This is a genomic window from Cupriavidus basilensis OR16, from assembly GCF_000243095.1.
In the GTDB taxonomy this organism is placed as follows: Bacteria; Pseudomonadota; Gammaproteobacteria; order Burkholderiales; family Burkholderiaceae; genus Cupriavidus; species Cupriavidus basilensis_D.
In genome coordinates this window covers 18,158-31,141 of record NZ_AHJE01000153.1, presented here as the reverse complement: position 1 = coordinate 31,141, position 12,984 = coordinate 18,158, and the positions used below count along the sequence as shown (strand labels likewise).

Here is a 12,984-nt window from a genome sequence, read left to right as displayed (position 1 = left end):
CCGGCGAGATCGATTTCGACCGCGTCGTGATCGAAACCACGGGCGTGGCCAACCCCGGCCCCGTAGCGCAGACCTTCTTCATGGACGACGAGATCGCCCAGCGCTACCTGCTGGACGCCGTGATCACGCTAGTGGACGCCAAGCACGCCAACCAGCAGCTCGACAAGCAGGAAGAAGCGCAGCGCCAGGTGGGCTTTGCCGACGCCATCTTCATGACCAAGGCCGACCTGGTGCCGGAGGGCGAGATCGCCGACCTGCGCCACCGCCTGCTGCATATGAACCCCCGCGCGCCCGTGCGCACGGCGCATTTTGGCGAAGCGCCAATCGACACGATCTTTGACCTTCGGGGCTTCAACCTGAACGAAAAGACTGGAAATCGACCCGGATTTCCTGCGTGCCGAGGCCGAAGAGCACGATCACGACCACGCGCACGCCCATGGCGACCATACGGCCACGGTCACCAGCACGACCACCACCATCACCACAACCACACCGACCGCATCGGTTCGTTCGTCTTCCGCAGCGAAAAGCCCTTCAACTACGCCAAGCTGGAGGAATTCCTGTCCGGCATCCTGTCGGTCTACGGCGAAAAGCTGCTGCGCTACAAGGGCGTGCTCTATATGGACGCGGTGGACCGGAAAGTGGTCTTCCAGGGCGTGCACCAGTTGATGGGCAGCGATATCGGCACCAAATGGGGCGATGAAACCCCCGGCACCAAGATGGTCTTCATTGGCGTGGACCTGCCCAAGGACGCCATCCTGAAGGGTCTCGCCACTTGCCTGGCCTGAGGCCGACAGGCAGCGCCGCTCGCCTTGCCGCCCCCCCTCGTCGGAGGGGGGCTGGGATATCAGGGAAAACTCCCCGCTTTTCTCCCATATCTCCAAATTTTTTGTTCAAGTACAATAGGCTGGATTTAGTGCGGGTAACGTAGCCTTTGTCATTTTCATTTGGCCATGGCGCCCGCAATGCAGGGCGGCGGTCGTCGTCAGCATGAGGCGGGCTGCCGGCAGGTGCGGTCGCAGTGCTTGATGCGGAGACCGCCCTCCGCTTGGGGCACCCGTCACGCGCCGTCATCGATCGACGCGAGAGAGAGGTGTCCCATGGTAGCCGCAACGAAAACGAAACAAAGCCGCAGCAAAAGCAGCAACGCTGCGGCCGAGACGCTGAAGGCGCAGTCCATGGAGGCTGCGCCTGCTCCCCGCGGCAGTACGGCGCACGCCGGTGCGGGCGAGGCCAAGGGAGGCACGCACAGCAGCAAGTCTGCAGCCAGCCAGAGCGAAACCTCCGCGCCGCGCAAGCGGCCGGACACTGCACCCGAGCGGACCAAGACGCCGCCGGTCGCACCAACAAGAGAATCAGCAGCAACCATGAGCAGCAATAAACTTCTGACTGAAGCTGAAATCCTGAAGATGGGCGACAAGGATTACATGAACGAAGCGCAACTCGGCTTCTTCAAACATCGCCTTGAGCAGCTGCGCGACGATATCCTGAAAAACGCCGACCAGACCACCGAGCACCTGCGCGAAACGGTCATCGTGCCGGACCCCGCCGACCGCGCCACCATCGAGGAAGAGCACGCGCTGGAACTGCGCACGCGCGACCGCGAGCGCAAGCTGCTCAAGAAGGTCGAGCAATCGCTGGCCCGCATCGAGTCCGGCGACTACGGCTGGTGCGAGGAAACCGGCGAGCCGATCGGCGTGCCGCGCCTGCTGGCTCGCCCCACCGCCACGCTGTCGCTGGAAGCCCAACAGCGCCGCGAACTGCGCCAGAAGCTGTTCGGCGACTGATTCCGCGACTGCCGGGGGCTTACGGCCCGCGCACCAGACGGCCCGGTTCTCCGGGCCGTTTTGCTTGAGCGGCGCGCCGCCGCCAGGCGTCGCGCCCTTTCGTCTTTCGTCTTTGTGGTGTCACAGGCACGAGCCTATCATTAGGAACGGCGGGATTCGTGCGGCCATCGCGGCCCCTGAATTGCCTGCTTTCTCCCCGGCTTTCTGATACAGTCGCAACTTTGTTGCAATAACGCGCGACCCAACCCCGGCGCGCTTCGATGCCATGGCCGATCGCCTGCCCGTCACCGTGCTGTCCGGATTCCTCGGTGCCGGCAAGACAACCCTGCTCAATCATGTCCTGGCCAACCGCGAAGGCAAGCGGGTGGCTGTGATCGTCAACGACCTGGCGGACGTGAATATCGACGCCCGCCTGCTTGGCGACGGCATGCTGGCGCAGGCTGGCGAGCGCCTGATCGAGCTGACCAATGGCTGCATCTGCTGCACGCTGCGCGAAGACCTGCTGACCGAAATCGGCAAGCTGGCGCGCGAGGGCCGCTTCGATTACCTGCTGGTCGAGTCGACCGGAGTCGCCGAGCCGCTGCCCATTGCGGAAACCTTCACCTTCGAGGATGAGCAGGGCGTGGCGCTGGACACCATCGCCCGCCTCGACACCATGGTGACGGTGGTCGATGCCGCCCACTTCCTGCAAGACTTCAACGAAGCCGACTTTCTCCAGGACCGCGGCCAGGCGCGCGACGAGGACGACGACCGCACGGTGGTCGACCTGCTGATCGAGCAGGTCGAGTTCTGCGACGTGATCGTGCTCAACAAGCTCGACCTGGTCAGCGAGGCCGAGCGCGAGCGCCTCGCCGGCATCCTGCATTCGCTCAACCCGCGCGCGGCCATCGTGCCGGCCAGCTTCGGCAAGGTGCCGCTGGACAGCATCCTCGACACCGGCCGCTTTGACTTCGACGCCGCCGCCGCGGCCCCGGGCTGGCTGGCTGAGCTGCGCGGCGAGCATGTGCCGGAGAGCGAGGCCTACGGCATCGGCAGCTTCGTCTACCGCCGCCGCCGCCCTTTCCATCCGCAGCGCTTCGCCGACCTGATCCACACCGAGTGGCTGCGCGAACATGGCAGCGTGCTGCGCTCCAAGGGCTTTTTCTGGCTGGCCACGCGCATGCACGCGGCCGGCACCTGGGGCCAGGCCGGCGGCGTATGCCGCCACGGCGGCGCCGGCGCCTGGTGGGCCGCGCTGGACTCGTCGGAATGGCCGGACGACGAAGCCGGCCGCGCCGAGCTCGAAGCCGACATGACGGTGGACGGCAAACCCGCTCCCTTTGGCGACCGGCGCCAGGAACTGGTGCTGATCGGCCAGGACCTTGACCGCCCCGCGCTCGAAGCGCTGCTGGACGCCTGCTTGCTGAGCGACGCGGAAATGGCTGCCGGGCCGGATGCCTGGGCGCGGTACGCCGACCCGTTCCCGAGCTGGGATGACGGCCTGGACGATGACGGCGGCGAGCACGAGCACGGCGACGACTGCGGTTGCGATGACCACGGCCACGACCACGGCAGGCATGGCCACTGACGCCGTCCGGCCCTGGCAGCGCCTGCGGCGCCGGCGTGAGCGCGGCCTCGGCCTGGGGCCGGCGCTCTGGCTGGCGCTGTGCCTGCTGCTGGCCCAGCATGCCGGGCTGACACACCGTATTCACCACGGCGGGCTGCTCAGCCCGATGCTGCAGGCCGCCGGCAATGGCAAGGCCGCCCTTCCGGTTGCCAGCGCCAACGACGACGACATCGAGATCCCGCTCAGCGATAGCGCCCGGGCCGATCCCGACCTGCCGCTCTCGCTCAAGCTGGCTGGACACTTCTGCGTCTTGTTCGACGGCGCCACCGTGGCCGCCAGCCATTGCGGCACGCCACTCATGCCTGCGCTCACGCACCTGCAATCGCCGGTGCCGTTCAGCGTAGGCTGGCGCCGGCCTGACCTGCAACATCCCCAGCCTTTCCGCTCGCGCGCCCCGCCGGCCGTTCACGCTCTCGCCTGAAACCCGGGCCGCGGCTGCCAAGCCGCGGCCCGCCGCCAGTCGCTTCGCGCCACGCTCCTGAAGCTTGCTGCCCCTTGCCGTCCCGCGCATTTAGCGCCGGACTGCGCGCGGGCAGCTTCCGGACGCTGGCGCCACGCGCTCGAAAGCATCCAAGAACAATGCGAGCCATGTCTTTCCGCCTCCAACAAACCAAACTCCTGCGGCGCACGCCGCTGGCCGCCGTGGCGGCCCTGATCGCCTCCGCTTCCGTGTCCACCGGCGTGTTCGCGCAAAGCGCCACGGCCGCATCGACGGCTGCGCCAGCAGCCAGCCCAACCACGCCGGCCGCCGCCCCCACCACCACGCTGCGCGAGGTGGTCATCACGGCCAACCCGCTGGGCAGCGAACTCACCGACCTGGTGGCACCCGTCTCCTCCCTCGGCGGCGACGCGCTCACGGTGCGCCAGGGCAGCACGCTGGGCGACACCCTGGACAAGCTGCCGGGCGTGTCCTCCAGCTACTTTGGCCCGAACGCCAGCCGCCCGATCATCCGCGGCCTGGACGGCGACCGCATCAAGGTGCTGCAGAACGGCGGCACCACCATCGACGCCTCCTCGCTCTCCAACGACCACGCCGTGCCCGTGGACCCGCTGGTGGCCGAACGCATTGAAGTGGTGCGCGGCCCGGCCGCGCTGATGTACGGTGGCAACGCCATCGGCGGCGTGGTCAACGTGATCGACAACCGCATCCCGAAGGAGCCGATCCAGGGCATCGGCGGCGCGGTGGACGCCAGCGCCACCGCCGGCGGCGACAGCGCGCGCAACGCCAGCGGCCTGCTCGAGGCCGGCAATGGCCAGATCGCCATCCATGCCGACGCCTTCGCCCGCAAGACCAGCGACCTGCGCATCCCCGGCTACGCGCGCAGCGCCAGCCTGCGCAACAGCCAGCCGCTGCCGGAAGGCAAAAGCGAGGCCTACGGCCGCCTGCCCAACAGCAACGCGCAGCAGTCGGGCGGCTCGCTGGGCGGCGCCTACACCTGGGCCGACGGCTTCTTCGGCGCCAACTACAGCGAGTACCACAACGAATACGGCACCCCCGCCGAGGACACCGTGCGGCTACAGATGCGCCAGCAACGCTTCGCGCTCGAAGGCGAGGCGCGCAACCTGGCCGGCAATACCGGCGGCTTCATCGAGTCGGTCAAAGGCAAGTTCAGCTACACCGACTACGAGCACAAGGAAATCGACTCGGGGCAGACCGGCACCATCTTCAAGAACAACGGCTGGGACGCGCGCGTCGAGGCCAAGCACGCGCGCATCGGCAACATGACCGGCGTGATCGGCACCCAGTTCGGCTCGACCCGCTTCTCGGCGCTTGGCGAGGAGGCCTTCGTGCCGAGCACCAACACCGACAACGCCGCGCTGTTCATCTTCGAGGAAATGCCGCTGACCGCCAGCGGCGACCTCAAGCTCAACCTGGGCGGCCGCATGGACCACACCAGCGTGAAGGCGCAGGCCAACGGCAACGACCGCTTCTCCGACGCCAGCCGCAGCTTCAATGCCGGCAGCGCCTCGGCCGGACTGCTCTACAAGCTGGCACCGGCCTGGTCGCTGACCAGCAACCTGGCCTACACGGAGCGCGCCCCGACCTTCTACGAGCTGTACGCCAACGGCCCCCACGTGGCCACCGGCTCGTGGGAGCAGGGCGACCCAACGCCGCCAAGGACGCGCCACCTCGCTGGACCTGGGCGTGCGCTTCAAGTCGGGCCCGCACAGCGCCGGCCTGTCGGGCTACTACAGCCGCTTCGCCAACTACCTGGCGCTCACCAATACCGGCACCGCGCGCGACACGGAAGGCGATTTTGTCACGCCCGGCAGCGCTGGCGCCTTGCCGGTGATGCAATACATGGGCGTGCCCGCCACCCTGTACGGCTTCGAGGCCGAGGGCAAGGCACGGGTGTGGCAGAAGCTGCTGACCGGCAGCGACACGGTGGACCTGGAGGCCCGCGCGGACTACGTGCGCGGCGAGAACCGCAACACCGGCCAGCCGCTGCCGCGCCTGTCCCCGCTGCGCCTGGGCGGCGCGGTGGTGTACGGCGCCGGCCCGTGGGGCGCGCGCGCGGACGTCACCTACGCCGCCCGCCAGACACGCGTGCCTGGCAATGACACGCCCACCGATGCGTACACCTTGCTGGGCGTGTCCATCACGTACAAGTTCAAGATGGCGGGCACCCAGACGCTGGTCTACCTGCGCGGCGACAACCTGACCAACCAGGACGCCCGCAGCGCCACCTCGATCCTGCGCGATATCGCACCGCTGGCGGGGCGCAGCGTCAAGCTGGGCGTGCGCACGACGTTCTAAGCGGCACCGCGGAGGCGGGTCTTGCCGGCCGGCCGTGGTAACAAACTGGTACCGGTGCCGGCATGATCGCGCACGGGGGATAGAATCCGCATGGTGCGCGCGCGGCACACGGCCGCGCGCCCCTCGATCTTCCCGAGCCCGCAAATGTCCGGTACCGAACCCGCAAACGCTTCAGTGGCTGCCCCCGCCACTGCCCCCGCCTTCACCCGCCCGCGCTGGCTGCGCGACCTGTTGCGCTTCCTGCCGCTCAAGAGCCAGTTCGTGCTGTCGGGCAACGTCCGCGACCTGCAGGCCTGCGAGGTGGCGCCTGGCGTCATCGCGCCGCAGTCCTTCGCGTTGGCCATGCACGGCGCCCTGCGTGAAGCGGGCTACGCCCACGTCTTTCTCTATGACCCGGTAGCAGGCTTCCAGGCGCTGTGCGCGCCCGGCGAAGACAGCAAACCGGCCGAGGCCATCCTGCAGCAGTTCGGCCTGACCGTGAGCGAAGGCCGCGCCAATGCCGGCATCGACCTGCTCGGCACCACGCTGGAACGCTTCGCCGCGCACTCCGGCGAGCCGCTGGCGCTGATGGTGGATTTCGCTTCGCGGCTGCTCACGCGCGCAGACAACCCCAGCCCCGCCGAACACCAGTTGTTCACCCGCGCGCTGGTGCTGTCGCACCAGGTCCGCTCGCGCCCGGCCGGCACGGCGCGCAAGCCCTTCTTCAACAGCATCCTGTGGGTGGTCGACAAGGAAGGCGACCTGCCCGACTGGCTGCTGGTGGGCAACCCGCGCCTGCGCCATATCCCGGTGGCCAAACCCGATCACCACGCCCGCCGCGCGCTGGCGCCGGCGCTGCTGCGCGGCCTGGCGGGCGCGCAAGACGCCGATGCGCAGGCCATCCAGCAGGCGCAGCAGGCTTTCGTCGATGACACCGAGGGCATGCTGCTGCTCGACCTGAACGCCATCGCGCAGCTGGCGCGGGTAGAAGGCGTGCCACTGTCCCAAGTGGCAGACGCGGTGCGCCGCTACAAGGTGGGCGTTACCGAGGACCCCTGGCTGAAGATCGACCGCAACCGCATCCGCGGCGCGGGCGAGTTCATCAGCCGCCGGGTCAAGGGCCAGGGCCATGCGGCCACGCACATGCTCGATATCGTCAAGCGCGCCATGACCGGCGTGGGGGGCGGGCGGCGCGGCGGAAGGCCGCGCGGCGTGGCCTTCCTGGCCGGGCCCACCGGCGTGGGCAAGACCGAGCTGGCCAAGACCATCACCAGCCTGCTGTTCGGCGACGAGAGCGCCTACATCCGCTTTGACATGTCCGAGTTCAGCGCCGAGCACGCCGACCAGCGCCTGATCGGCGCGCCGCCCGGCTACGTCGGCTACGACGTGGGCGGCGAGCTGACCAATGCGATCCGCGAGAAGCCCTTTGCCGTGGTGCTGTTCGACGAGATCGAGAAGGCCCATCCGCGCATCCTCGACAAGTTCCTGCAGATCCTGGACGACGGCGTGCTGACCTCGGGGCGCGGCGACCGCGTGTATTTCTCCGAGGCGCTGATCGTGTTTACCTCCAACCTGGGCATCTACCGCACCGGCGCGGATGGCCAGCGGGTGGCCAACGTCACCCCGGCCGAGCCCTTCGAAGCGGTACAGGCCAAGGTGCGCAGCGAGATCGAGCGCTACTTCAAGCTGGAGCTGAACCGCCCGGAGATCCTCAACCGCATCGGCGAGAACGTGATCGTGTTCGATTTCATCCGCGCCGATATCGCCGCACAGATCTTCACGCAGATGGTGGACAACGTGCTGGCCGACCTGACGCGCCAGGACCTGCACCTGACGCTGGCCGCCGGCGCGTTGCAAGCGCTGCGCGAGCGCTGCCTGGCCGACCTCACCAACGGTGGGCGCGGCATCCGCAACCAGGTCGAAGCCCACCTGCTGAACCCGCTGGCGCGCGCGCTTGTCGACCAGGACGCGCAGCCGGGCGAGCGCTTCGAGATCGCCGGGCTGACAACCGGCGCCTTCACGCAGCTCAGCCTGCAACGCCTGTGAGCGGCGCCGCGGCAGCGCTGGCTTTGTCGCGCCTGCATTTCCCCGTCACCACGCTCGGCCCCGGACAGCGCGTCGGCATCTGGCTGCAAGGCTGCTCGATTCGCTGCCCCGGCTGTATCTCGGCCGACACCTGGCAAGCCGGTAGCGGGCGCAGCGTGAGCGTGACGGCGTTGATGGCGATGCTGGCACCCTGGCTGGCACAGGCCGAGGGCATCACCATCTCGGGCGGCGAGCCCTTCGACCAGCCCGAGGGCCTGCTGGCGCTGCTACCTGCGCTGCGCGCGGCCAGCCCGCTCGACATCCTGGTCTACAGCGGCCATCCCATCGAAGCGCTGGCACCCGTGCTGGCGCGCGCCGACGGCCTGATCGACGCGCTGATATCCGACCCGTTCGCGCTGCACGCGCCGCAGACGCTGGCGCTGCGCGGCAGCGACAACCAGCGCCTGCACCTGCTCACCCCGCTTGGCCGCGCGCGCTTCGCCGCCTTCGAGCGCCCGCTGGCCGCGCACGATCGTGCGCTCGACCTGATGTTCGACGACGACGGTACCGTGTGGCTGGCCGGCATCCCCCGGCGCGGCGACCTCGGCCGGCTGCGCACGCTGCTGCAGGCCCAGGGCCACACCATCACCATCACCGAGGACCGCGCCGCCAGGCGGGCCGAACCCAACGGATACTCCCAGCCATGATGCGTTTTTGCCCCAACTGCCAGACCGAACGTTCACTGGCGGAGATCTTCTGCGAAGGCTTGTTCGCCCGGACTCCCTGCGGCTGGGACCTGTCCGGCGAAGCGATTCATGCGCCCGGCTGGCGTCCGGCACCCGCTGCCGCTGCCGCGCCGATCGCGGACATGGCGCCGGAAACGGTTGCGGCGACGGTCCACTGCGTCAATGGCCACACGATGGCCGCCGACGACCTTATCTGCTTGCAATGCGGCGCGGACCCGGTTGACGCGCACGGGACCGGCCACATCCAGGCTGGCGATGGCAGCGTCGCCCGGCAAGACAGTGCTGCCGACGATGGCGCCATGGAAGGCGTCGGCACCGTCATCGCCGGCTGGCGCCTGCTGCGCCGCATCGCCAGCACCGACGGCGTGCGCGAGCGCTATGCCGCGCAGCAGGTCGATACCGAGCGCCATGCCGTGCTGACACTCTACCGCGCCGGCGCCGAGCCCGACCCGGCCGTCTACGCGCTGCTGCAACGCCTGCCGCGCGCCCACGTGCCTGAGATCCTGGCCACCGGGCGCTGGCAGGAGCGCGCCTATGAAGTGGCCGAGGAACTCAGCGGCGGCACGCTGGCCGACCTTGGCATCGTCGCCGGCGAGCTCGAGCGGATTCGCCATATCGTGCGCGAGCTTGGCCAGGCGCTGCACGTGTTCTCGGAAGCCGGGCTGCGCCACCGCGACCTGCGCCCCGGCACGCTGCTGGTGCGCCAGCGCGAGCCGCTCGACCTGGTGGTCAGCGGCTTCGGCTCGGCACGGCTGTCGGACTTCGACCTCGACATCGTCTCGCCGCTGGAGACCTCGCGCTATATGGCGCCCGAAGCCATCGCCGGCGGCGTCGCGGCCGCCTCCGACTGGTGGAGCCTGGGCATGATCCTGCTCGAGCAGGTCACCGGCGGCGCCTGCTTCGCGGACATCCATCCGCAAGCTTTCCTGATCCACGTGCTGGCCAACGGTGTGGCGCTGCCCGACGACCTCGATCCCGGATTGCGCCTGCTGCTGCGCGGCCTGCTGGCGCGAGACCGCAACCAGCGCTGGCAATGGCCGCAGGTGCAGGCATGGCTGAACGGCGAGGCAGTCGATGCCCCCGCCGACAGCGGCGAGCAGGCCACAGAGCACGACAGCGGCGCCGCCAGCGCCATCGAACTGGGCGGCCGGCGCTACCGCAGCCCGGCGCAGTTTGCACTTGCCGCCGCGGAAGCCGGCAACTGGGACCAGGCCGGCGACCACCTGCGGCGCGGCGTCATCGTGACCTGGGCGCAGGATGCCGCGTTGCCCGCGCAGCGCCTGTCCGGCCTGCGCGAAGTGGCGCGCAACGAGGGCCTGGAAGACGATTTGCGCCTGATGCTCGCCCTCAAGCTGCTCAACCCGGACATGCCGCTGATCCTGCGCGGCGACATTGTCACGCCGGGCTGGCTGCTGCAGCATCCGCTGCAGGGCTACGCGCTGCTCGCCGGCCTGGCGCCCGACCTGCTGTCCCGCTTCGACAACGAGCACTGGCTGGTCCGCCTCAAGACCCGCGCGGGCCAGGTGCGCCAGCGCGCGCGCAGCCTGGAGATCGAGCTTGACGAAGACAGCCTGCGCATCCACTTGTTGTCGAGCTCGCGCGCGCGTCTCGCCGCGCTGTGGGAGGCGCGCCGGCGGCTGCTGCCGGACAGCAGCCACGCCGGCGTGCTGTCGCTGGCCGAGCGCCGGCTGATTGGCGAGGAAGACCTGATCGTGCTGCTGTCCGCCGCGCCCGGCCAGTTCCGCTCGATCGATGCGATCGTCGAGCAAGCCGCGGCGCTGGCCCGGCGCGAGGACGTGCTCGCGTTCAGCGACGACACGGCGCGCGCCTGGCTCGAACAGGGTCGGCAGGTGATCTGGCAGGCGGTGGACGCGCGCCTGGAAGGCTTCGCGCGCAGCAGCGTGGCCGCGGTCGACGGCTGGGCCGCGCAGTTCCGCCTGGAGCGGCGGCTGCCGCTGGCGCAGGCGCTGGTGCTGCTGGCGGTGCCGCCAGAGCAATGGCTCGCGCCGCAAAAGCAGCAATACGTGGCCGACATCCTCGACTTCTTCCAGAAAAAGGTGGCCACCGCCGTGCTGCGCGGGCCGCTGGTGCGCATGAGCATCGGCAAGACCACCGCGCGCATCGACCTGCGCGAGCTCGACAGCGCGCGCCGTCCCGCCGGCGCGTTGCTCGACCACTTGCTCCAGCGCAACGCGCAGCCTGTGTCGCTGGACCCCGCGCTCTTCGGCGAGCGCCCCGAGCTGGAGTTGCGCCTGCAGAGCCTATACCGGCACAGCACGCTGTACCGTCGCGATACCGGCATCGACGGCCTCTACCTCGGCTTCCCCTTCTTGCTCACGCGCGACGCGCGCGGCAACACCAAGACCCGCATCGCGCCAGTGCTGTTGTGGCCGGTCAGGCTGCTGCTGGAAGTCGGCAGCCGGGGCCAGGTAGCGCTGGCCTTCGACGGCGAGCGCGAGGAGGTGCGCCTGAACCCGGCGCTGGAAGCGCTGCTGGGCATGGAGGCCAGCCGCCGCTGGCGCGACGCCGCCGACGAGCTGCTGGGGCGCTCCGCACTCAAGGCCGGCGAGGTGATGGACGCCTTCGGCACGCTGGCCAGCGCGAGCGAGCGTGTGCTGGGCCGCCTGCCCGGACTCGACACGGAGGTGCAGCCTTATCAGGATGCGCTGTCGTGCGCGGCAGTGCTGTTCCATGTCACCTTCATGGGCCAGGCGGTCGGCGAGGACCTGCGCCAGCTCAAGACCCTGCCTGGCGGCGGCACCGGGCTGGAGACGGCGTTGCGGCTGGGCGCGGGCAATGCTGCCGCGCCGGATGCCGACGCGGCAACCGAAGCGGCCGACGTGATCGGAACCAGCGGAGCCAGCGGAGCCACCGAAGCCACGCAGCCGCCAGAGCGCGAGCGCTACTTCACCGTGGCGAGCGATCCTTCGCAGGAAGCGGCGGTGTTGCAGGCGCGGCAGGCGCCGGGCCTGCTGGTCGAAGGCCCGCCCGGTACCGGCAAGAGCCAGACCATCGTCAATATGGTGGCCGATGCGCTCGGCCGCCAGCGCAGCCTGCTGATCGTGTGCCAGAAGCAGGCCGCGCTCGACGTGGTGCGAAAGCGGCTGGTTGCCGAAGGACTGGAGCAGCGCATCGTCATGTTGAGCGACGTGAACCGCGACCGCGAGCCGGTGATCCGTGGCGTGCGCGAGCAGCTCGAGGCGCTGCTGAAGACGCCCGACGCCGGTCCGCCCGCATGGCGCGCGCAACGCGAGCGCGTCGCCGCGCGCATCGAAGCGCTGGAGGGAGAACTGGACCGCCACCAGCAAGCGCTGCACCAGGCCGATGCGCGCATCGGCCTGAGCTACCGCGCCTTGCTGGGCGAACTGGTGGCGCTGGAACAAGGCAGCCCGCCGCTGGACGTGCCGGCGCTGCGCGCCAGGCTGGAGCCGCTCGACACCGCCAGGGTCGCCGCGCTGGAAGAAGCTTGCGCGCCGCTGGCCCGCTACTGGCTGCCCGCGCGTTTCGAAGGCAGCCCGCTGGCGCGCCTGCGCCGCCCTTCGCCATCGACAGCGCCACGCTCGCCGATTTTGGCGAGAGCTTCGCGCGCCTGGTGCAAACCGAACAAGCGCGCGCCGATGTGCTCGCGCACCGTCCCGCGGCATTCGAAGTCGAAGATCCCGGCCCGCATCGCGCATGGCTCGCCAGCCATGGCGACGCGTTGCTCGCGCTCGACGACGGGCGCCGCGCCGACCTGGCACGCTGGCTGCCGCTGTTCCGTGCACCGGCCGCAGCGCCGGCCAACACGCCCCCTGGCGCGACCACGCGGGGCGCCGCGCTGCTGGCGCAGCTCGCGCAGGTGCAACAGCAACTCGCCGCCTGCCCGCAGGACGCGCACGATACCGTGCTGTCGCCCGCGCTGGCCGCGCTCGACGCAGGCGTATTGGCCGCAGCGGTCGCACGCGCCGAGCAACTGGCGGCGCCCTCCGGCCTGCTTGGCCACCTCAGCCCGGCGCGCTGGCTGCGCCTGCGCAAGCAACAGGCCCTGCTGCAACGCTGCAGCGGCAACGCAGCGGCCGCAGCGGATTCCAGCCGGCTGACGAC

The 12,984-nt window shown here is 69.7% G+C and carries 6 protein-coding genes and 2 pseudogenes; all 8 read left to right on the top strand.

The features are described 5' to 3' along the window. A pseudogene (locus OR16_RS36385) lies at positions 1-788 on the top strand (CobW family GTP-binding protein); the annotation flags it as partial. A gap of 579 nt (positions 789-1,367) precedes the next feature. Then, on the top strand, positions 1,368-1,787 hold the full coding sequence (dksA, locus tag OR16_RS36375) for an RNA polymerase-binding protein DksA (protein WP_006164034.1): 420 nt from the start codon (positions 1,368-1,370) through the stop codon (positions 1,785-1,787). A 265-nt stretch (positions 1,788-2,052) separates the two neighbouring features. Next, the gene (gene zigA, locus OR16_RS36370; RefSeq protein WP_006164033.1) at positions 2,053-3,354 is read left to right on the top strand and encodes a zinc metallochaperone GTPase ZigA; all 1,302 of its coding nucleotides are present in this window, start codon (positions 2,053-2,055) and stop codon (positions 3,352-3,354) included. Next, a complete protein-coding gene (locus OR16_RS36365) occupies positions 3,344-3,814 on the top strand; it encodes a hypothetical protein (protein WP_043422559.1) in 471 nt (156 codons plus the stop codon). Before zigA ends, OR16_RS36365 begins: the two co-directional genes overlap by 11 nt. A 167-nt stretch (positions 3,815-3,981) precedes the next feature. After that, positions 3,982-6,151, top strand: a pseudogene (locus OR16_RS36360) (TonB-dependent receptor). Positions 6,152-6,325: 174 nt separating this feature from the next. Further along, the gene (locus OR16_RS36355) at positions 6,326-8,176 is read left to right on the top strand and encodes an AAA family ATPase (RefSeq protein ID WP_043422557.1); all 1,851 of its coding nucleotides are present in this window, start codon (positions 6,326-6,328) and stop codon (positions 8,174-8,176) included. Continuing rightward, positions 8,173-8,862: a 4Fe-4S cluster-binding domain-containing protein gene (locus tag OR16_RS36350; protein ID WP_006164030.1), complete on the top strand. Its 690-nt coding sequence runs from the start codon at positions 8,173-8,175 to the stop codon at positions 8,860-8,862. Before OR16_RS36355 ends, OR16_RS36350 begins: the two co-directional genes overlap by 4 nt. After that, the gene (locus OR16_RS46870) at positions 8,859-12,980 is read left to right on the top strand and encodes a protein kinase domain-containing protein (RefSeq protein ID WP_237717358.1); all 4,122 of its coding nucleotides are present in this window, start codon (positions 8,859-8,861) and stop codon (positions 12,978-12,980) included. Before OR16_RS36350 ends, OR16_RS46870 begins: the two co-directional genes overlap by 4 nt. Positions 12,981-12,984 lie beyond the last annotated feature (4 nt).

Excerpts from the sequence above, each read along its gene's own strand:
- dksA (WP_006164034.1), top strand. The coding sequence starts at position 1,368 with ATGAGCAGCAATAAACTTCTGACTGAAGCTGAAATCCTGAAGATGGGC.
- zigA (WP_006164033.1), top strand. The coding sequence starts at position 2,053 with ATGGCCGATCGCCTGCCCGTCACCGTGCTGTCCGGATTCCTCGGTGCC.
- OR16_RS36365 (WP_043422559.1), top strand. The coding sequence starts at position 3,344 with ATGGCCACTGACGCCGTCCGGCCCTGGCAGCGCCTGCGGCGCCGGCGT.
- OR16_RS46870 (WP_237717358.1), top strand. The coding sequence starts at position 8,859 with ATGATGCGTTTTTGCCCCAACTGCCAGACCGAACGTTCACTGGCGGAG.